Consider the following 20,952-nt stretch of genomic DNA (forward strand, 5'->3'; position numbering starts at 1 on the left):
CCTTCTCACATGGCGGTCAGTTGCAACAGTGTGGGGGTGATGACGATGGCCAGGATCGGGGCCAGGGTGAGCATCACGGGGACATCCATCCGGGAGGTAACTCGTTCGGCCGCGGCGGTATCGTCGGCGGCGAGTTGGGCGCGGAGTTTGTCGCAGGCCGCGCGCAACTGGTCGCGGAGGCCGATCCGGGCGTCGGCCAGCCGCATCGTCCGAGACATTTCGGTCAGCGCGGGCACCCCGATGGTAACGCCCAGGCGATCCAGTGCGTCCCATTTCGAGGTACGGGTCAGGTCGGCGAGCTGGTACTCACGGCGGATCCGGACAAACGCCCACGAATCGGACACGGTCGCAGCACTGGCCAGGGCGCTGTCCGCGGTGGTGTTCCCCAGCAGCGCCACCGCCACCAGTTCGAGGTAGACGGTGACGAAGCGGGTGAACTCGCGCTGTGCTTGTTTGGCTCGAGTGCGCACGGTACTGTCGGGGATCATCCACATGACAGCGGCCAGCACCGGGCTGACAACCAGCGGAAGCGGGAAAAAGAAGCCGAGGGTCAGCTGAAAGAGGATGGGAATCAGAAGTGGGGCCGCGAAGCCTAGCGCCGCGTATTGGAGTTTCTGCGCGTAAAACCTGCTGACCGGGATTTCCAGGAGATCAAGTTGTTTCATGGGGGCGATGAAGCCGGGCAGGTTGGGTGCATGCTCGTGCATCCACGCGCCGATCCGATCCGAGAGCGCACGGGTCGTGGCGCCGGTTTCGGGTGCCGGGTTGAGGTCGCCGAGCCGGTCGAGTGCATCACCGGCACGCAGGACGCGCGGGGCCGTGGCGAGCAAGAACAGGCCGAGCCCGGCTCCGACCAGAGCGCCGGGCAGGAAGGCGATCAGAATCGGGTTCACGGTCGATCCCCTATGCCGTGGGTGTCGGTGATGACGATGCGCGGTTCGGGTGAGGTGCGTGTTTGCCGTTTCGCCCAGACCAGCAGAAGCAGGAACACGGCGAGGATGATCGTCAGGATCACCTCACCAGCCGGGGTGCTATAGGCGGCGATCTGCGGGGTTCGGGAGAACAGGACAATGCCCGCCAAAACGAACGCGATAATCCCGGTCATTGTCAGCATGGTCCGGCGCGGTTTGTCGCGTTCGTTGTAGATCACCATCCGTGCTTTGACCTGGCTGGCAAGATTGTCGGCCAGGCCGGCCAACGCCGTGCTGAGGCCGCCGGCGTTGAATTCTGCGGCTTGGATCAGGTAGATCACGACCTCGTCGGCCCACGCGTTATCCATCTCGTCGGCGAATGCCCGCAGTGTTGCGGCTGTGCTCCAGGAGCCGTTCATCCGGTTGCACATTCGGTCGATCGGGATGCGCAGACGCGGAGGTGCGGAGGCGCGGCCGATGCCGATGACCTCTTTGAGGGTGAATGACCCAGTCTCGGCCGCAGCAGCCAGGCTCCGCGCCCAGGTCTCCAATGCGGACAGCAGGTCTCGTTCTTCCGTGTCCGCCTTCCCCAGCAGCAACGGCAACCCGACGATCGCAACCGGGATCACCACGACCAGCACGATGATGCCGGACACCTCCGCGGCGACCACTCCAGCAAGAATTCCGACCAACAACAGGAATTTCTGCCGCCTGCTGATTCTCGCCCACCGGCCAGCCACGGTGGCCCCGGCGGTCTTGTCTGGTCCTTTGGGTGGTGCTGGCCGGAACGCGAGAACCAGTAGGAGCACTCCTGCGACGGTGGCGGCGCCGGTAAGCACCGCGGCCAGGGGCATCATTCTGTGCCTGCCCAGAAGTATTCCGGGTCCAGACCGACACGGTAGAGCGCTTGTTGCAGTTGCGTGCTTGGTTTCTCCGGTTGGGTGTAGGCGCCTGTGTCCCAGTCCCATGCGTAGAGGAGGGAAGCCAGCGGCAGCTGGGCGTCAGGCCGCGGGATGACCTCGGCGATTTCGGTGACAATGCGCCGCCGGGTTCCGTCGGGGTTGTAAAGCATGTCCAGGTGCACGATCAGGTCGATGCTGCGCATGATCTGACGCAACGGAACGGTGTCATCGCTCAGGCCCTGCTCGCTCATCAGGATGTCGGCGAAGCGGTGGATGGCATCGTCCGCGTTTCGGGCGTGAATGGTGGAGATCGATCCTTTGCCGGCTTGCATCGCCTTGATCGCAACCGGACCCTCCGCCCCGCGAATCTCTCCGAAGAGGATGCGTTGGGCGGAGGAGCGCAGCGACTCTCGGAAGGCGTCCTCCAGACTGTAGGTGACGGCCAGGTCACTGCCGGCCAGCATCGAGGGCAGGTATTGGAAGTCCTGCACCTGCGCGTGCCGACGGACCTGTTTGCCCAGATACAGTTCGTGCTCGGTCTCAATCGTGACGATCTTCTCCTCCCATGGGACCACCGACATCCACGCCCGTAAGAACGTGGTCTTGCCGGCATCAGTCCAACCGGAGACCAAAGCGGAGCGGTTGGCCCTGGCCGCGGCGGACAACAGGACCGCCATTCTGCTGGTGATGCTACCCAGCGCCACCATGTCATCGAGGGAGACATCGATGTGGTTGTGCTTGCGCATGGTGATGTTGGGTAGTGAAGTGATCGGCCGGCCTGTGGCGGAGAATCGTGCACCACCGAGGTCGAGGTCGATGTGCCCGGCCGGCCGGCAAAACGCCCTGCCGCGCCAACTGGTCAGATCCGCGATCTGGCCTTCCAGATCATCATTATCGAAGGCGATCGGACGTCGGTGCTCACGTCGACCCTCCGAAGTGGTCACCATAACGTTGTCGAAGCCGACGACACTGATGTCTTCGATGCCAGGCTCCCGCAAATACTGTTGGAAACGCCCGTAGCGGAACACCGAATCGAACACCGCCTGAACATGGTCAGCACGCCGCTTACTGGACCACTCGTAGTCCGGGCCGTTGTTGATGACGAGGTAGTCGCCATGCCGGTTCACCAGGCGCCAGATCTCTCCAAGCACGTTCTCCTCAAAGACGGTCTCTGGCTCGGCGGAGGCGGTCGCCACGTCAAAATCTTGCCGGGTGCGCTCATGGTCGGTGTCCAGGTTGAGCTGTTTGGTCAGATGGTCCACAAGCCGCCAATCAACGTCGTCCGCGTCTTCTCGGTCGTTGGCTTGCACGGGCTGCAGTCCGCGCCCAGGCAGGATGATCGGATCGACCACTGAATGCTCGGGTACTTGAACAGTGGAGGTCGACTCGGAGAGGTCGAGGACTGCCGGCGTGTGCTCGATCAAGTGCGGGTCGGGGTCGGTGGCGGCGGCGAACAAGTGTGCCGGGCCAGGCGAGGTGAGCTGAGCAAGCGGCGGGGTTCTGGGAATGCCGACGGCGAGGTAATCGAGAAACGGGCGCGTCTCGATACTGATTGCCGATGCGTTGTTTTCTGTCATCACACTGCTTCTTTGTCGAGGTCACTGCGGGCCTGTTCATCGATCGTGGCGACCAGTCGACGGATCCCCTGCCGATAGCTGTTTCGTTGTGGTCGGGTGTCGGGCCGGCCCAGTGAGAACACGGCGGCGCCGCCGGGATCGAACGGCAATTCCCCCAGCAGAGGCATGAGGTGTTCGGCGAATGCGTGCCAGGGAACGGATTCGTAGGCAGATTCGATCAGCACCATCCGATACTTCTCCGCCCGGCCGACGCCCTCGAGGCGTTCGGCCAAGTCAGGCAACTCCAGACGGCGATACACGCGATTCAGATCGACCATCGTGCTGACCGCGAAGGTGATGATCTGGTCGGCACCGTCCAAGATCGGCAAGCGGACGTCGCTATGAGCGATCCGGCCAAGATCCACGATGACGTCAATCCCGGACTGGCTCAGCGCCCGGAACAGGTGAGGAAAGCGGGCCCACATTCCGCGGACACCGTCGAGAATTCCCAGCCGGTAGAAGCCTGGTACCACCCACATGCGGTGCCCCGCAGGCAGCGCCGGGATCGGCGCCGCAACAATGTGCGGCAGCAGATGCACGGCGATCGCCAGGTCGGATGACGGGTCCACCAGGTCCTGCCAGGTCAGTACATTGCGGGAGTAGGCGACAGCAACCTTGTCCAGGCCGCCACTATCCGGGCGAAGATTCGATCGGAAGAATCCAGCCATCGCAGAGGTGGCATTGACACTGTCCGCCTCGAACACGATGACTGGCCGCACCCAGTGCACCGCGGCGGCGAATGCGGCGGTGGTCACACCGGGAGAGCCCGCGAAGGAGGCGAAAGCGAGAACCGTCATGTCATTTCCCCGAGGCTGTCAAGAAGATGGCGACGGCACCGACGGATGCGCGACTGGTCAGATCCGCGGCGATCGTCTGACTCACGTACACGTCAACGATGGTCGTTCCCGACGCCGTGTCACGAACAGCCTCCGACACGACACCGGAGTCCGCACCGCTTGATGTGGATACAGAGCTTCCGTTGACGGCCACCGGTACGATCACGACCCGGTCCCCGGCAACAAGAGGCTGAGCAGGCAGTTGTGAGGGTTTGAGAGAGAGCCCCACCAGTGCCTGCCCGGCCGGAACAGTGAGGGACCCGGCGAAGGATCGGCCGGTTATCAGGCTACCTTTGGGCAGGTCGACCGTTGCCACCTTGCCGAGCACCTCGGCCGCGTTCGCCGCGGGTACACCCTGGGTTGTTTGTCCCGCCGCAACACCGATCGAGCCGAGATCGGTCGGGGTGATGAACTCGCCCCGCTCCACATCGTGGCGCACGACCAGCACCTGCTCGGTATGGGATGCCGTCGCATAGATGAATGCGCTGCCCATTCCACCTGCGATGATCAGCGCCAGCGCACCAGCCAGATAGAACCGAGAACGTCGGGCCCGCACCGGGCGAATCGTCTGGGGCCGGTCAGCCGCGGAGTCCTCCGCCGTCACGGCGAAAGCAGATTCCGTCACAGCCATCTGAATGTGCTCCCCTCCCGACGACCCGGACCGCGCGGCACAGGGCGAGTAGGACCTCGCTCGCGTACCGTCCCGCTGGGAAGCGTGCCGGGCACCGAAAACGTCGAGTACTCATGGCACCGGCTCTCGATAACCGGTGGCGCAAACGACACGAACAGACCCCATAGGGGGCACATGTCCTCAACAATGAAACGCCGACCGATCAATGTCAAGAAGAAAGCTGCCGGCAACCAGATGGTGCTTGTGTGTATTCGTCCCCGGCTTCGCTACCCGCCGCCGAAATTTGATGTGCTCTTCCAGGTCAGGTGCGCACGCCGACCGCCGGGCGACCGGTCACACACGAGATTGCCATCCGGCAGCACACCCATCGCTGCCGGACCCCGGAAGCTCGCCAATACACGTTCAGGGCGAGCACTGCGGCCCAAAAGTTGGCGGTCGACACCGCCGATACACGCCGCAATACACGCCCGCACGAAACAGTTGCCAGTAACCGCTACCGCCATCCTGTTCCTCCCGGCCACAAAGAACGCGTCGCTTCGCAGGTGGGCCGCACAACAAGGCGCAGTGATAAGCCGCCCCGGCGGGATGACACACCTTACTTCTAACCCGAGTATTTCGAGGGAGCCGTCATGAGAACCACACGCCTGGCCAGTCAAGAAGAGCTGCCAGACTTCACGGACAGTGAGATACTGCGTGAGCTGATCACCACGTTGACCGCAACTGACAGATGGGCCACCAGCGCGGTCGCCCGGGAATTGATGCTGTTTGCGATGCACAAATACGCGCCGATCGCCAAAGCCTGGCATCGTGACCCGGCCGATGCCGGCTACGCAGCGTTTCTCGCCTTCCGCACCCCGGCCACGCTGACAGCGGACGACCCGTGGGCGGTCGTCACGCACGCCGTCCGGCTTGCAATCGCCGCAGACGAGCACGCCGACCGGCTGATGACCTCCTCCGACAAGGCCCGCCGGCCCTCAAAACGACCCCCCCTCGAACCGATCCGCGCCGGCTACTACGAGGAATTCCTTTACGACATCCACCGGCGCGACCCGTTCGTGGAATCCGAGGACAGCAACGACGACGTCGAGAACGTGATCCGCTCGGCATGCGTGTTCTTCGTTGTCACCGGCTCGCCGGCCCGCGCGATCGAAGCGGCAGTGGAGTACATATGCAACCGGATTAGCTCATTGTCATCCCACGACTCCGCGATGGACACCCTGACCGTCGACACCGCACTGGCATACCGACTCGGCTACAGCGATACCAGGTGGGCGGCCCTGGTGCGGCTCCTGATCGGAACCAAACCCACGCGCCGTCACGACGCGGGAACCGGAATCCTGGGGCGCGTGCTCTTGGGCGACACGGTGGCCGATCTCCTGCAAGATGCAGACCTTGTGCGGATGGCACGTGAAGTGGGACGAGCCGGGGCACTGTGATGGCGCGCGGGCACCTGGTCTTGGAACACGCGATCGACGCGATCACCGTCGGCCACCAGTACCGGCGCGATCTCGGCGACCTCAACGAACTCGTCGAATCAATCCGTCGACTCGGCCTGCTCCACCCAGTGGCCGTCACCTCAACCTACGTGCTGATCTCAGGCAACCGACGCCTCGCGGCGTTACGCAAACTCGGCCACACCAGCGTTGCAATCTGGGTCGTGCCCGACGTGTCCGACAAACTCACCACGGTCCTGGCGATCCAGAACGAGAACACGCTGCAGAAGGCTCTCACCCCGATTGAACAGGCCGAACTCTACGCCGAATTGAAGGCCCTTTACACCGAAGACGCCGTCCGCCGTGTCGCCGAGACACGGTTTGGGTCCCCCTCCCGTCGCCAGCACCTCATCGCCCTCCAAACGAGCCAGGATGGGGGTGCCGATTCGGCACCCCCGCCACACGACGCGGGCTTGGCCTCATTGGGGAGGTCCAACAAGGCACGCACCCAAGCGGCTCGGGCCGTCACGGGCCGGGACTCACGTAGCATGCTCGAACAGGTCGTCCAGCTGCAGATGATCGCTGCGGACGATAGCGAAGACCCCCTGGTGCGGCAAGCTGCAGCTGAGGCTCTGTTCGAGCTGAACCAGGACGGCAAAGTCGATGGCCGATACCTTCGGGTGAAACTCGCCCAACATAAAGCAGCACTCAGTCGCCTCGCCGACGATCCGAACACGACCGATACCGTCCGCATCGCAGCGAGCACCGAGCTTGCAGCACTCGCCCAAGAAACGCACCCAAAGACAGCAGTCAAGGCGGCCGCTCTCGCGGTTGGAAGGGTGGCCGAGATTCAGAAAACCGAGCGGGCCCGTACCGCGCCGATCGGCTGGTCAGACACAGACCCGTTTCTGCGCCAAAAGCATGAAGTCCGAAAACTCGTCGACCTACTCCGGCGCGAGCACGGCTGGTGGAACCGGTTCGACCCTGCTGTAATCGCGGAACACGCCAGCGACAAGCAATGGGACCTCATCAATACCGCGGCCGCGGGCGCCAACGCATTCGTCACCACTGCATTGACAGCGCGCAAACCTGAACTAGCGTAGTCAGTCTCCTTCCCCAAGCGCGACGCGTCGACGAGGCCGTTGATGGCGCCAACTCCTGGCACGTGGTGTTCCCCGAAAAGTGCGTCGACCGGTGCCAATGGCCGCTGGCATTGCGCCTGTCGAATCGGCACATCGTCCGTACGCTGGTGGTTGAAATGGGGCCACTCCTATGCTGACTGAATGGATGCGCCCGAAGATGTCATGACACCAGGAGCACAATTCGGTGTGGCTCTCCGCTCGGCTCGCGAGCACCTCGGCCTATCGCAAGCCGAAGCGGCCGCCGGGGCCGGTTGGAATGCCTCCGCGTGGGCGCGGCTGGAGCGCGGCGCGGTCGCGAACCCGACGCTCGGCACCCTGCTTATTGCGGCGGCTGCGGTCGATGTTCCACTGAGTGATCTGGTCGCGGGCCTCCAGGTCGGTACCGGAACCGGCCAGCCCCGGAAGTACACCGCTTCACAACTGCTCGACGACTATCGCGAGCGGACACTGTAGCCGACTGCCGCTTTCAGTCATAGACGTTGACAACGACCCATTCCGCTCCCCCGACGTGCCGAACATCAAAAACCTTCGATTCGCCTGCATCGTCAGTTCCCTGGAATCTCCATCCATCAATCTGCGGCGGATGCGTTATGCCGAACAGAAGATCGGAAAGCTGGGTCGGCGTATCGGTGACCTGATACGTCCTGCCACGCCAGACAAGTCGCGTGGGGGCACCGTCGTGTGGCCAGATCGTGACGGTGTCGGTCGCGTGTAGGACACTCATCTTGACTCCTTGCTTTGTAGAACATATCTTCGATGGTTAAAGATCATAAGCACAGAGTTCCCGACACGCCAAGAGACCCCATGAATCGCCCGAAGCCGATCAGATACGACCAGGACACCTGGCTGGTGATGCGCACCAACCCGGTCATCCCCAAAGCCGTGATCCAACGCATTCACCACAAGGCGGGCGATCGATACCTGCTGCTGAAGTGGGACACAGACCCGGCAAATCGAGAACTGATGACCATGTGCACTTCACTCGAGAAGGCCGACGAACTCGTGCTCTACGACAAGCCCGCAAGCAACCCTGACGACTATTGGAATCAGTGGCCCAACAACTCCGGTCCACCTCGGAAATCAACTAAATAACGACGCGTCGGGATGGCCATTGTCTGAAGCGATTTATTTACACAACCAACGATATGGGCAAGCCCGGTGAGGCGCATCCCGGACCGTCGACCATCTTAAGATTGCCTAACTTAGGCAAAGCGAAGACCGGGGCCGGCAAACGTACCTGACCTGCACACCAACGCACGATCAGGAAGGCTTCCGTCGATGCCCCACATGGTTGAGCTTGCCGGCATTCGCGATCGTCCGCGTCACGGCCTGCGAATTGGCCTGATGATCGGCGTCGGTGTCATCACCCTTGCTCTCATCTGCGTTGGTATTTACGGGCTCACTAACGGCCCGAAACGGTTGCATCCCACGGGTATCTCAATGACAGCGTCTCGACCATTCCCGGACTCGCAGAATAGGCGTCCCAGCGCTCCCGTTCATCCTCAGCCTCTTCCGAACACGTCAAAGGCCACGATCTTTGCCCCCGCAGTGATTGAGGCTCTGTTCACCTGGGACACCGCCTCCGGGATTGATCTTGCGGGATACGAACAACCGCTGATTACCGCAGCCGATCCGTCCGGCACGGACGCGCCGGGCCTGATACACGATTTATCGAACTACTTCCCCTCCTCGAGTTCGTGGTCGACGTTGCAGGAGTACCAGACTCGGCAATCAGTCACTATCGGCCGGTTGTACATTCCGGACCAGTGGCGGCAGGCCGTTGCCGCCGACTCCGGCCACGTTCAGGACGGTGTCGTCGCCTACACCGTCGAGGCCACCCGGCACCGCACCGGACTGTGGCTTGAAAAGCCGGTGTCCAGTGAGCATCCGGTGTCGTTCACAATGTTTCTTGCGTGCCCGCCAGCCACACGTCAGTGCGTTTTGCTGCGGTTATCGAAGCTGAACGACCCGCTGCACTGACCAGGCCGGTGCGCCATGAAAACGTTTCTCGTGACAGGCCTTGCTGTGCTGCTCCTCGGGCCGCTACTGCTGATGATCGGTGTCGGCGTGATTGCCAACCCGGCCATCTCCTACACCGCCCTCTGCGGTACCACCAGGTTGAGTGTGGTCGCCGATGTCCCGAACTCACTGTCCGCCACCAGTGCCGATGGGAGGCTGATCGTCCTGAACAAGCAACAACTGACCCGGGCGCGCACGATCATCCTCGTCGGCACACAGACGGCGAGTGTCGGTCAAAACGGCATCCTCATCGGCCTGATGGCGGCGCTGACTGAGTCCGGCCTGCGGCAGTTGGCGAACCCTTCGGCGTATCCAGAGTCGGCCACGTATCCGAATGACGGCACCGGATCCGATCATGACTCGCTCGGGCTGTTCCAGATGCGGCCGCAATCAGGCTGGGGAACGGTAGCCGAGTTGATGGACCCCGCCTACCAGGCGCGCGCCTTCTTCGGCGGACCTTCCGGCCCCAATCATGGTTCGCCGCGGGGACTTTTGGACGTACCCGGCTGGCAGCAGATGAGCCTGGGCCGGGCGGTGCAGTCGGTGGAGATTTCGGCCTTCCCCGACCGGTACGCAAACTATGAGCCGGTCGCCCGTTCAATCTTGAAAGCCCTCACCGCGCCCCCGCCCGCCGTAGGGCCGGCCGACTCGACTCTGCCGGAAACGACGAGTCTGGTATTCCCGCTTCCCGAAGGCAACTTCACTGTCACGGACGGGTTTGGGCCTCGCACCGATCCGATCTCCGGGGCACAGTCATTTCACGCCGGCACCGATTTCGCTGCACCAGATGGGACGCCGATCATGGCCATCGCGGACGGCCGGGTGACCTTCGCGGGGATGGATGGCGGCACCCAGGGGCGGATCACGATCGTGAGCACCATTGAGGGCCAGGTTGTCGCCATCTCCTATTTGCACATGTGGTCCACCGGGATCTTCGTCCACCCCGGCGACTGGGTTGCCGCAGGGCAGCAGATCGGCCAGGTCGGCTCCTCCGGCCACTCCACCGGCCCTCATCTCCACCTGGAAATCCACCCCGGTGGGCAAAGCGCCGCCGCGGTAGATCCACAACCGTGGTTGGCGGCGCATCACCTCACCACCTTGAACCAACCCGGCGCCGGCGGCGCCGTCTGCAGCGGGCACGTCTGAGCGAACACACCGGACGCACACCTCATCATCGAACACCACGAACAGAAGGGACGGGCATGTACCTGCAATCTCTTGCGTCGGTTGCGGTCTATCCGGATTTCAGCGGAATCGGCGGACGGGGCACCCTCACCGGTATTGTCGGCGCGCTCCTGACGATCACCCTGATCGTGGCGGTGCTGATGCTCATCGTCTGCGCCATCATCTGGGCGACCTGCGCCAGTCACGGCAACTCGGTCACCGCGTCCAAAGCGCGCACCGGGGTGTGGGTGTGCCTGAGCAGCGCGGTCCTGGCCGGAGCCGGTACCACTTGGCTGAACTTCCTCCTCAGCTTGGGTTCCAAAATCTGACCGGCGGGAAGCGCAGCGCACCTGACAGATGACCTGCCGCCGATACGGAACCTCTGTCTCTCGTGAAAGGACCCAGCCGCCGTGCTAACCATCACCGTCCTGTCCGCCCTGCTCCGAAGGATCCCCGCGGATATCACCATCTCGCCCAACGACAGTGGGTTGCCGGGCATTGGGAGCCTACGCACGATCGTCGGCGCAGTGATGACCGTCGGCCTGATCCTCTCGGTCCTGGCCCTAATCCTGTCCGCGGTGGTGTGGGGCTTCGGCGCGAACAGTTCCAACCCTCAGCTTGCTTCGCGAGGCAAGGCCGGTGTGCTGATTTCCTGCGCGGCTGCCATCGTCACCGGCGCGTCCGTGACCCTGATCAACTTCTTTTGGACCGTCGGCCAGGCCGTCTCGTGAACTGGCACCACCCACCACCGTTGGGGGATTGGTGAACTATGGCCGGCATCTGTGACGTGCCCGGCATCGCGACCGTCTGCGACAGTGTCGGGCAAGCCGCCGCGAGCCTGATCTCGGCACCGTTCGACTGGCTGGCCTCCTCGATGGGCGGTGCCGCCGCCTGGATGTTCCAGGGGGTATGGGGCTTGTTCGATTCGACGACCCTGGTTGATCTCACCGAACCCGGATACGTGGGTGTTTACAACATTCTGTTCGGTGTTGGGGTGTTCATCATGCTGATCTTCTTCTTCCTGCAGTTGATCACCGGCATGATCCGACGCGACTCCGGCGCTCTCGGCCAAGCCACCCTCGGGTTGGCGAAATCGGTGCTCGGATCCTTTCTGATCATCACCCTCACCGCCACCCTGCTTCAAGTCGTCGACCAGCTGTGTATCGGCATCGTCCAAGCCACCGGCAACACTCTGCAGTCGATGGGTGCCAAGATCGGTGCGCTAGTTGTCGGGCTCAGCTCTATCAGTATCGCTTCCGCGGGTGCGGGTGCGATCGTCACGATCTTCCTCGCTTTCCTCGCCCTGTCTGCTGCGGCACTAGTCTGGTTCACTCTCCTGATCCGCAAGGCGCTGATCCTCGTAGCGATCGTGATGGGGCCGATCGCCCTGTCCGGAGCCCCATGGGATGCCACCAAGGGCTGGTTGACCAAGTGGGCGTCGTTCGTGCTCGCCCTGATCTGCTCCAAACTGGTGATCGTGATTGTCTTTCTGGTCGCGATCAACCAAGTCAACGCCCCCATCGACCTGGACCTGTCCTCGATCGCCGACCCGGTCGCGGGAATTGTCTTGATGTTCATCGCCGCATTCGCGCCCTACATGGTCTATAAATTCATCGCCTTCACTGGCTTCGACACCGCCCACGTGATGTCCGCGGAGCAAGAATCCAAGCAGGCCATGCACCGACCGCTGCCGGACATGCTCCGGCCTGGTGGCGCAGACCCAAAGAAGGTTCTCGACAGCGGTAACGGCGCAGGCACAGGCCCGTCGCGGGGCGCCTCAACGCCGCCCGGACCGTCCGCAGCGGGTAAAGGCGGCACACCGACTGGCGCGACTGCCGGCAAGGGCGCAGGCGCATCGGCCGCCGGGGGTCGCGCTGCGGGGGGTGGCGCTGCGGCCGGAGGCGGTGCAGGCGCCGCGGGTGGTTCGGCAGCGGCCGCCGCGGCCGGTCCGATCGGTTTGGCTGCCGTCGCGGGGGCGAAGCTGGTCAAGGGAGCCGCGGAGGCCGGCCCCCAGTTAGGTAAGACGGTCGCAAGCGCGGCCGACGGCCACGCCTCCGGTGCATCCGCGCCACCGCCACCCACCGTCCGCCAGAGCCGAACACCGGCAGCCCGGCCGCCGAACGCACCGCCGCCTGCCCCACCGAAGCGACAACAAACTTCAAGAGGTACGGATTCGTAAGCGGCGCCAGGACGAGGTCAACCGGGAACGACCGGCGACAAGCTCAACGGGCGGAAGAACACGTCTAGCCGACATCAGGCAGAGACGCTGTGGGCCCGGACGCCTTTCCGCCTTCCATTTTCAACACTCGGGACATACCTACCGGATACCAGGCACGTGAAAGGAATCCATGGCCTCAGCAAACTCCGCGACCGACTATGCATTGTCTGCGGTCAAGTTCTCCCGCCTGACCCGGCGCGGCGTCATCCTCGGTCTGTCCGTACTCCAGGTGGCCGCTCTGGGCATGGCAGCCGTGGTGTTCGTGATCTCCCTGTATGTCGGCGGCCCTGCCGCTGCCTACACGTCGCCGATCTGGGTGAGCGGGATCGCGGCCGCGTGGGTCACAATCAGCGGGCGCAGGGCAATCGAATGGGTGCCGGTCGCAGGCCACTGGTGGATACGCACGAACCGTCTGCAGACTGTGTTCCGCGTACGGGTGGTGAAGCCACGCCCAGCAGGCACCTTGGCCCTGCCTGGTGACGCCGCCGCGCTACGTCAGTACACCGAGCCGGACTCGGGTGCGGTGATGGTGCACGACCCGCACGCCCAAACCTTGACCGCGATCCTTCAGGTGACACATCCGGGGTTCATCCTTCTGGACCCGGCCGAGCAAGACCGGCGTGTACAAGCCTGGGGCCTGGTGCTGTCCACCGTCTGCCGCTCCACACACATCGCTCGCGTGCAGATCCTGGAGCGAACCTTGCCGGACTCCGGTAATGGGCTGTCGCAGTGGTGGGCCGAGCACGGTACCGACGATGGCTCCTGGGTGTCCCGCACCTACCGGGAGCTGATCGATCGCGCGGGTCCGGCAGGTGAACGGCATGTGACCACCCTCTCCCTTGCCTTAGATCTGCGTGCGGCGGGCCGGGTAATCCGCGCCGCCGGTGGCGGAATCACCGGGGCTGCGGCTGTGCTGCGGCAGGAGATGGAATCCTTCAGTACGGCGCTGCGGGCCGCGGAATTGCGCCCGACCGCGTGGTACACGCCGGGTCAGCTGGCGATCATGCTCCGCACCGCCTACGACCCCGAAGCTGCTTTTTCGCTGGACCGCTCCGGCAGCATCGGGCAGGACCTCTCCATGGCCGGTCCGGTGGCGATCGAGGAATGCTGGGATCTGTTGCGCTCCGATAGTGCGGTGCATGCCGTGTTGTGGATCTCGGAATGGCCGCGCTCGCTGGTCTACCCGGGATTTTTGGCTCCGATCTTGTTGTCCACGGGAATCCGACGATCCTTCACGCTGTTGTGCGACCCGCTCCGGTCGGATATTGCCGCGCGGGACATCCGGAGAAAGAAGACCGAGTACATCTCCGATGCCGCCCAGCGGGCCCGGATCGGGCAAATCGAGGACGCGTCCCAAACGGCCGAATACCAGGACGTCCTGCAGCAAGAAGCAGATCTCACTTCCGGCCACGGCGTCCTGCGCTACACCGGACTCATCGCCGTCTCCGCTCCCACCCCCGATGAACTCGAGGCGGCGATCGCCGCGATCGAGCAGGCCGCCATCCAAGCCTCCTGTGAAACCCGCCGCCTGGTCGGGCAGCAGGCCCAGGCATTCGCCGCGGCAGCCTTACCGCTGTGCCGGGGCATCTGAGCCGCCGCACGCACGCATCCGATGGGCTCGAACAAGCACGGTGAGGAGTGAAGACGTGAAACATCAGCAACACACGACGTTGCACTCGAGGATGCTGATCACACCCGCGAACGAACCGCGCAAGCAACGCAAGGCACGGATCACGGACGCCGAAGATCAAGACCGCAGTAATCGCGAGGCGCGTGCGACAACTGCGCGCAGCAAAGACGAGGCGGAACGCGCGCAGGCACGGGCGACCCTCTATCTGCCAGCGGGCGGAGAAGCGGGTTCGGCAGCGCTGAGAATGTACTGGCGACTGCGAATCCCGCCACATCAAGACACCTCCGCGACCGTGCAGGGCGCGTACCCGTTCCTCGCCGAAGCCGGCCTGGGCAGTGACGGTGTCTTCGTAGGCCATGACCTCTACTCCGGCGGCTCGTTCGTCTACGACCCCTGGGTCCTCTACCGGCAGGGCATCATCACCGCACCGAACATTGTTCTGGCCGGCATCGTCGGCTCCGGAAAGTCCTCCCTCGCGAAGAGCCTCTACACCCGCAGCATTCCGTTCGGACGCCGCGTCTACGTCCCCGGCGACCCGAAAGGTGAACACACCCCCGTTGCGGAGGCCGTTGGCGGGCGGGCGATCATCCTCGGCCACGGGATGCGGACCAGGCTCAATCCGCTGGATGCCGGCTACCGGCCTGGCGGGCTGACCGACACCGAATGGACCGCCTCCGTCCTCTCCCGCCGCCGCAACCTCCTCGGCGCCCTGGCCGAAACGGTACTCAACCGGTCGCTATCACCGCTAGAACACACCGCCATCGACATCGCCCTGCACGCGGTGAACGTCTCAGAGGCGGTGCCGACGTTGCCGATGATCGTCGACCATCTCCTCACGCCGAACGCTGGCGAAGATGCCCGACTGAGTGAGGACGGCCGCATGGTCGGTCATGCCCTCCGCCGCCTCGTGGCTGGAGATCTCGCCGGCCTGTTCGACGGACCTTCAACGGTCGAGTTCGACCCAACCCTGCCGATGATCTCGCTCGACCTCTCCAAAGTTGCGGAAAACTCCACCCTGATCTCGGTATTAATGACCTGCTCGAGCGCCTGGATGGAATCCGCCCTCCTGGATCCGGCCGGCGGTCAGCGGTGGGTTGTCTACGACGAAGCCTGGCGGCTGATGTCCCACCCGGCCTTGCTGCGGCGGATGGATGCGCAATGGCGAATGTCCAGGCACTACGGCATCGCGAACCTCCTGATCTTCCACAAACTCACCGATCTCGATAACGTCGGCGACCAAGGAACCGCCATGCGAGCCCTCGCCTCCTCGTTGTTGGCCAACGCTGAAACCCGGATCATCTACCGGCAGGAATCCGATCAGCTCGGCACCACCGCCGACCTGCTGGGACTGTCCGGCACCGAACAGAAAGTCCTTCCCCACCTGGGCATCGGGCAAGGGCTATGGCGAATCAAGGACAGATCGTTCGTGGTACAACATCAACTGCATCCGGCAGAACTGGAAACCTTTGATACCACAGGCCGCATGGGCGGTTAAAGTGACGCGGAACACACGGCCGGGCAGCGACGGTCGCGTATCCGGTGATGCGGGTGCCAGTAATTCTCGATAAGCGGACCAACCAATGAGGAGGACGGTGACTGTGTCAACGCGGGCACCATTCAGCGAGCACAACTCGGTAAAGCAATCGGCTGCTTGCCGATCACGCAAACGGGCCGATCGGGGCTGAGGCCAAACCGGAACCCGCGGCATCGCCGTACCTGATTCCGTGAGCCGGGTTGATCGAAGAACCAACGCGAAGGGAGATCTGCTGATGACTGCGCCGTCGCCGCGTCCAGCAAACGATATCGCCGCGAACTTCGGCATCGGCTTCATCGTCGGTGTTGTCCTGTTCGGAGGTCTACTTCGGCTGGCCGGGACCATCGCCGCGTTCCTTACCGGATTGCCGCAGCCACAGGGGAATCTCAGCTCCGGCATTCGAGTCCTGGCCAACCCGGGAAACCCAGGCGAGGCGCTCAACGCAGGAGTTCTGAACCCGATCGTGTACTGGGCCGTCGCGGTGGGACTCCTGACGATTTTGTGCGCCACGGGTTGGTCGGTTTGGCGAGCCGTAGCGCGTTCCCGCAGCCGGGTCGACCCGTTCCGACTAGCCGGCGTCGCCACCGCAGGTGAAGTCGCAGCAAGCGCGTCCAGGAGAGCGCTGCTGCGCCGCGCCACCACCCTGCGACCCAGCGTTCAGCGTCCACAGCCACAGGACGTCGGGTACCTGCTTGGCCATGCTCGGGGCGGGCAGGTCTGGGCGAGCGTGGAAGACTCGATTCTGCTGATCGGACCACCCCGATCAGGCAAAGGCCTGCACATCGTCATCAACGCCATCCTCGACGCGCCCGGCGCCGTGATCACCACCTCGACCCGACCCGACAACCTCACTGCAACTTTGAAAGCACGGCAGAGCATCGGACCGACCGCGGTATTCGACCCACAACGCCTTGCCCCCGGACTTCCTGCAGGAATGCGCTGGTCGCCGGTGCGGGGCTGCGAGGATCCACTGACGGCGATGATCCGGGCCAAGGGCCTCGCCGCGGCCACCGGGTTCGGTGGTGTCCAAGACGCCGGATTCTGGGAAGGCAAGACCACCGCCACGATCCAGGCGCTCCTGCATGCCGCCGCTTTGGACGGGCGAGACGCACGGACCCTGTATCAATGGGCACTGAACCCGATCCTCGCCCAAGACGCCGTCGGTATCCTTTCAGGCAGCCCGCGCGCCGCGGAAGGATGGGCAGATTCACTGGATGCGATGATTCAATCGGATCCGCCCACACGCAACTCGATCTGGCAAGGCGTATCGCTTGCCTTCTCCTCCTTTGCCGACCCTCGCGTCCTGGCTGCCGTCACGCCCAAGCGCGGCGAAGAATTCGACCCAACAACATTTCTCACCCAACGCGGCACCCTCTACCTGCTGGCCACCGGCGCCGGGGCCGGTGCTTCCGCCCCCCTGGTCGCAGCCTTCATCGAAGATCTCGTGGAAACCGCACGCAAACTCGCCGCTCGCTCGCCCGGTGCACGCCTGGACCCTCCCGTTCTCATCGCCCTGGACGAAATCGGCAACCTGTCCCCGCTACCGTCGCTGCCAACACTGATGGCCGAAGGCGGCGGCACCGGCATCACCACCCTGCCCGTATTACAGTCGCTGGCACAGGCGAGGGAGAAATGGGGGGAGAACAACGCGAACGCGATCTGGGACGCCTCCATCGTGAAGATCATCCTCGGCGGTGCCTCCAACAGTCGTGACCTACAAGACCTGACAGCACTGATCGGAGACCGAGACGAGACTACCAACTCTGTCACCGCGGACGCCTCCGGGGGTCACTCCCACCAGCGCTCCATCCGTCGCGTCGCCATCCTTCCCCCCGACGTACTACGCACCATCCCGTTTGGCACGGCGGTCATCATGCTGCGCACCGCCCGCCCCATCATCACCCGCCTTCGGGCATGGACCAGCCGACCAAACGCGCGAATCCTCCAGAGCAATCGCCGCAACCTCGAACACGATCTCGAAGCCGATACCTGACACGGTCAGAAAATATGGTCGTCTCGACCACGTCCCGCCCGTTGCCCGCTTCGGCGTTCCTTGGCAATCGCCTCGACGAACCCCGATGCGACCAGCGTCCCGAACAGTCGAGAACAACTACCAACCATCGTGCGACCAATGGGCAACTGCCGTGTAGCTGAACGCAACTCCGGAGATGCGATATCTGCAACACCAGTCACCGATCGTCGCTACTCGCCGGGAGCGACGATCAGCGTGGCGCGGACACGATGCGCACCTGACTGCTAAAGCACGCGAAGCGCGTGAGAGGCCAACCAGCCGAGGGAGAACACTCTGATGCCCATCACCACACGCGAGTCCGTATCCGGATTCATTGCCTCAGCCCCGCAACTATCGTTCACGCAGAATGGTGACGCCCGCTTTTACGCACGCATCGGCCAAGAACACGCCCGTCGCAAGGATGACGGGTCGTTCACACCGTTGGAGCCGACGTTCACCGATCTGATCATGTTCGGCAAGTCCGCCGAGCGCGCCTACTCCCAGTTCCAGAAAGGTGATGCGTTCATCGCCGACGGCCAAGCCCGCACCTACACGCAGAACGTCGACAACAAGCCGGTCAAGCGGGATCAGTTCGTTGCACGTCGAATCGGCCACGACAACAACCTCACTACCTACGTTGTCGACCGGCCCCGCCCTGAACGCGACAGGCTTGCGCCCACCATTGCCAGCCACGAGCCCGCCGGAGAAGACCCCGATTGAGCAAGGCATGCGACGGGCGAAAAAACCCGCGCGGCCGACGATAGCGCGATGCGTCCGTCACGCAAAACAAGACACCTACGGTCGCGACGTCATTGCGGAGGAGCCTCGAGACTTGTGCCCACAAAGTAATTCCTGGAGCACCCCAAACGCCAATCTCTCCAGGGTGCGATAGATCAAGCCTGGCACGCAGGCTCTGGCGCACTTCCGAAACTGCCGTTCAGATACTCATGAACTGTCTGCTCCCACCTACCATCGGATCAAACGAAGCCATGAATCATTGTCATTGTCATCGTGAAAGCCTCATTTTCCGCTGACCGCGATCCGGCCCGAGCTGTTCGAGCATGTCCGCCGTAGCCGGATCGACAGTCTTGATCATCCGCACGTAGAACTCTTCGGTGATTGCAGTCGAGGAGTGTCCAAGGAGTTGCGCAGCCAGCCCAATTCCTCCTAGCTCGGCGACGGTAGTCGCCCCGGTCTTGCGGAAAACGTGTGGAGTGATCGAATCCAGGTTCACATCCGGAGGAAGGCCTGTGGCGCAAGCTCGGACGGCCCGCCACTGCCGGCGCAGGTTCGCCGGAGGCAGGTAGGTGCCCTTCTTGGTGCAGAAGATGGTCTGCTCTAACGGGATATCGCCAACTTCCGATAGTCGGATGCGTATCGCATTCTCCGCGAATAATGGGAGGGCGATCACTCGCCAATGCTTCGAGTGCTTCGGATGGTCCTGACGAATCAGACCGATGCCCTTTCGAAAGACCAGTGTCCCGCTGATGCACACGGTCGCCGGCGACACGGTCAAGTCGAGGTCGCACCGGCGGATCGCGAGGGTCTCGCTGATCCTCGTGGCTGTTCCGAGCATGACGTCGAAGGCCTTCCCCAGCTGCCCGTCCGGGCGCGGACCGCGCTCGTGCGGGCCTACCCGCCAGCATGCGATCGCTTCCCGCATCGCCACCAACTCGTCCAGCGTGGCAACCCGAACATCGGCGTGGCTGCGGCGTAATTGGCCGACTTGACGGACCGGGTTGGTCGGGATCGCGTCGTGGCGAACCGCAAGTCCAAGAACATGGGAAAGCACCACCTTGCAATGCTTGGCCCTGCCGGGCCGGTCTTGTGCGATCTTTTTCAGGAAACGATCCACGGTACCGACGGTGAGCTCGCCCAGCCGCAATGACCCCAGTGCGGGAAGCACGATACTGCGTAGAACTTCCTCATATTTATCCATCGTTTGCGGTGCGATCCGCTCGCTGGCGCGTTCCTCTTCACTCCACACTTCGGCGACCACACGTAGACGGGTCCACCGGTCAAGGTCCCCGTGGCGAGAGCGTTCCCCAACCTCGGTAATCTTGGCCTTCAGTGCATTCTCGGCGCCGCGGGCCGTCGGTCCCGTCATCTTTACCCGCCGATAGTCGCCGTCAAAATCGCGATAACGCGTCACGGCCAGATAGCAGCCGCGACGCACGCGGGTCACCTTGATGACACCGAACGTGCCCAGGGGCTGTACCGGCCGAGTCATCGTCCACCCCAAACACAAACACCGGGGCACCAGACACGTTGCTGCTCAGTCATCGAGGTTCGCCTCGATCCACGCCAGCACCCGGCTCTCTGGATACCGCAGCACCCGCCCGGCATGCAACGCCTTGGGGCCGCGGCCGTCCACTCGCCAGTCGTACAGGGTGCGGACCGGCACGCCCAGGTACTCGGACAGTTCCTCGACGCTCAACAGCCGTTCCAGCCGCGAGGTCGGTGTTGGTACAACAGGTTCGGTCATACCGGTCAGGTACGACGCACGCACCCGCCGTCACCGCTTCAGTCCGCGGCACTCCAGACCAACCGTCGACCCGCCTGCGCAAACTCGGGCTGAAGGAGGGTTTATGGACCGTTAATGACCCCTTGATCAAATTTATGGACATTTTCAGGCTCCTACTCAGCCCTGTCCAGAGACTATAAAATCCTCCTCATCAGGTCTTTCTACCTAGCGAGCAGGATTCTCTCGGTGCACCCCCCGGGACTTGAACCCGGAACCCACTGATTAAGAGTCAGTTGCTCTGCCAATTGAGCTAGAGGTGCATTTTCGGCCGGGAAATGAGATCCCGAACCGAGGGTCAACACTAGCATTACGAACGCATCCGATGCCAACTCGAGCACCCTCTGCTGGCACCTCGCCCGCGTATCGGAGCCCGTCTAGTCT

The 20,952-nt window shown here is 63.3% G+C and carries 21 protein-coding genes and 1 tRNA gene; 13 read left to right on the forward strand and 9 right to left on the reverse strand.

Annotated elements, in window-relative coordinates:
- Nucleotides 1-5: 5 nt before the first annotated feature.
- Genes QU604_RS13910 through QU604_RS13930 form a run of 5 tightly spaced genes read right to left on the reverse strand, consistent with a single transcriptional unit; the run spans nt 6 to nt 4,896 of the window.
- Nucleotides 6-893 (reverse strand): type II secretion system F family protein, encoded by an 888-nt coding sequence (locus QU604_RS13910; protein ID WP_308465221.1) that lies wholly within the window; start codon nt 891-893, stop codon nt 6-8.
- The gene (locus QU604_RS13915; RefSeq protein WP_308465222.1) at nt 890-1,768 is read right to left on the reverse strand and encodes a type II secretion system F family protein; all 879 of its coding nucleotides are present in this window, start codon (nt 1,766-1,768) and stop codon (nt 890-892) included. Before QU604_RS13915 ends, QU604_RS13910 begins: the two co-directional genes overlap by 4 nt.
- Nucleotides 1,765-3,390 carry an ATPase, T2SS/T4P/T4SS family gene (locus tag QU604_RS13920; protein ID WP_308465223.1) on the reverse strand — a complete coding sequence of 542 codons (1,626 nt, stop codon included), beginning with the start codon at nt 3,388-3,390 and terminating at the stop codon, nt 1,765-1,767. Before QU604_RS13920 ends, QU604_RS13915 begins: the two co-directional genes overlap by 4 nt.
- On the reverse strand, nt 3,390-4,226 hold the full coding sequence (locus QU604_RS13925; RefSeq protein ID WP_308465224.1) for a hypothetical protein: 837 nt from the start codon (nt 4,224-4,226) through the stop codon (nt 3,390-3,392). The genes QU604_RS13920 and QU604_RS13925 overlap by 1 nt, the downstream gene beginning before the upstream one ends.
- A 1-nt stretch (nt 4,227) precedes the next feature.
- The gene (locus QU604_RS13930) at nt 4,228-4,896 is read right to left on the reverse strand and encodes an SAF domain-containing protein (protein ID WP_308465225.1); all 669 of its coding nucleotides are present in this window, start codon (nt 4,894-4,896) and stop codon (nt 4,228-4,230) included.
- A gap of 629 nt (nt 4,897-5,525) precedes the next feature.
- Here QU604_RS13930 and QU604_RS13935 point away from each other — a divergent pair.
- From QU604_RS13935 to QU604_RS13945, 3 genes are all read left to right on the forward strand, one after another.
- A complete protein-coding gene (locus QU604_RS13935; RefSeq protein ID WP_308465226.1) occupies nt 5,526-6,332 on the forward strand; it encodes a hypothetical protein in 807 nt (268 codons plus the stop codon).
- Nucleotides 6,332-7,432 carry a ParB N-terminal domain-containing protein gene (locus QU604_RS13940; RefSeq protein ID WP_308465227.1) on the forward strand — a complete coding sequence of 367 codons (1,101 nt, stop codon included), beginning with the start codon at nt 6,332-6,334 and terminating at the stop codon, nt 7,430-7,432. Before QU604_RS13935 ends, QU604_RS13940 begins: the two co-directional genes overlap by 1 nt.
- Before the next feature lie 180 nt (nt 7,433-7,612).
- Nucleotides 7,613-7,924, forward strand: coding sequence for a helix-turn-helix domain-containing protein (locus QU604_RS13945; protein WP_308465228.1), 312 nt, complete (start codon nt 7,613-7,615; stop codon nt 7,922-7,924).
- Nucleotides 7,925-7,937: 13 nt separating this feature from the next.
- Here QU604_RS13945 and QU604_RS13950 read toward each other — a convergent pair whose 3' ends face one another.
- The gene (locus QU604_RS13950; protein ID WP_308465229.1) at nt 7,938-8,195 is read right to left on the reverse strand and encodes a hypothetical protein; all 258 of its coding nucleotides are present in this window, start codon (nt 8,193-8,195) and stop codon (nt 7,938-7,940) included.
- 80 nt (nt 8,196-8,275) lie between these two features.
- Here QU604_RS13950 and QU604_RS13955 point away from each other — a divergent pair, with 80 nt between their 5' ends.
- The 10 genes from QU604_RS13955 to QU604_RS14000 all read left to right on the forward strand — a co-directional run bounded on the left by QU604_RS13955 (nt 8,276) and on the right by QU604_RS14000 (nt 18,767).
- Nucleotides 8,276-8,563, forward strand: coding sequence for a hypothetical protein (locus tag QU604_RS13955; RefSeq protein WP_308465230.1), 288 nt, complete (start codon nt 8,276-8,278; stop codon nt 8,561-8,563).
- Nucleotides 8,564-8,749: 186 nt separating this feature from the next.
- On the forward strand, nt 8,750-9,451 hold the full coding sequence (locus QU604_RS13960; RefSeq protein WP_308465231.1) for a hypothetical protein: 702 nt from the start codon (nt 8,750-8,752) through the stop codon (nt 9,449-9,451).
- Between the two features lie 15 nt (nt 9,452-9,466).
- Nucleotides 9,467-10,636, forward strand: a complete 1,170-nt coding sequence (locus tag QU604_RS13965) for a M23 family metallopeptidase (RefSeq protein WP_308465232.1) — start codon at nt 9,467-9,469, stop codon at nt 10,634-10,636.
- 56 nt (nt 10,637-10,692) lie between these two features.
- Nucleotides 10,693-10,983, forward strand: a complete 291-nt coding sequence (locus tag QU604_RS13970; protein WP_308465233.1) for a DUF6112 family protein — start codon at nt 10,693-10,695, stop codon at nt 10,981-10,983.
- Between the two features lie 81 nt (nt 10,984-11,064).
- Nucleotides 11,065-11,385, forward strand: coding sequence for a DUF6112 family protein (locus QU604_RS13975; protein WP_308465234.1), 321 nt, complete (start codon nt 11,065-11,067; stop codon nt 11,383-11,385).
- 38 nt (nt 11,386-11,423) lie between these two features.
- A complete protein-coding gene (locus QU604_RS13980) occupies nt 11,424-12,833 on the forward strand; it encodes a conjugal transfer protein TrbL (RefSeq protein ID WP_308465235.1) in 1,410 nt (469 codons plus the stop codon).
- Nucleotides 12,834-13,002: 169 nt separating this feature from the next.
- Entirely contained in the window at nt 13,003-14,463 is a 1,461-nt protein-coding gene (locus QU604_RS13985; protein WP_308465236.1) for an SCO6880 family protein, read from the forward strand.
- Between the two features lie 91 nt (nt 14,464-14,554).
- Nucleotides 14,555-15,997: a putative type IV secretion/conjugal transfer ATPase gene (locus QU604_RS13990; RefSeq protein ID WP_308468925.1), complete on the forward strand. Its 1,443-nt coding sequence runs from the start codon at nt 14,555-14,557 to the stop codon at nt 15,995-15,997.
- A gap of 274 nt (nt 15,998-16,271) precedes the next feature.
- Nucleotides 16,272-18,029 carry a type IV secretory system conjugative DNA transfer family protein gene (locus tag QU604_RS13995; protein ID WP_308465237.1) on the forward strand — a complete coding sequence of 586 codons (1,758 nt, stop codon included), beginning with the start codon at nt 16,272-16,274 and terminating at the stop codon, nt 18,027-18,029.
- 315 nt (nt 18,030-18,344) lie between these two features.
- Entirely contained in the window at nt 18,345-18,767 is a 423-nt protein-coding gene (locus tag QU604_RS14000) for a single-stranded DNA-binding protein (protein WP_308465238.1), read from the forward strand.
- Between the two features lie 286 nt (nt 18,768-19,053).
- Here QU604_RS14000 and QU604_RS14005 read toward each other — a convergent pair whose 3' ends face one another.
- From QU604_RS14005 to QU604_RS14015, 3 genes are all read right to left on the reverse strand, one after another.
- Nucleotides 19,054-20,232: a tyrosine-type recombinase/integrase gene (locus QU604_RS14005; RefSeq protein ID WP_308465239.1), complete on the reverse strand. Its 1,179-nt coding sequence runs from the start codon at nt 20,230-20,232 to the stop codon at nt 19,054-19,056.
- A 90-nt stretch (nt 20,233-20,322) separates the two neighbouring features.
- A complete protein-coding gene (locus QU604_RS14010) occupies nt 20,323-20,532 on the reverse strand; it encodes a helix-turn-helix transcriptional regulator (RefSeq protein WP_308465240.1) in 210 nt (69 codons plus the stop codon).
- A 226-nt stretch (nt 20,533-20,758) separates the two neighbouring features.
- A tRNA-Lys gene (locus tag QU604_RS14015) sits at nt 20,759-20,831 on the reverse strand.
- Nucleotides 20,832-20,952 lie beyond the last annotated feature (121 nt).

It is taken from the genome of Rathayibacter sp. SW19, assembly GCF_030866825.1.
Classification (GTDB): domain Bacteria; phylum Actinomycetota; class Actinomycetes; order Actinomycetales; family Microbacteriaceae; genus Rathayibacter_A; species Rathayibacter_A soli.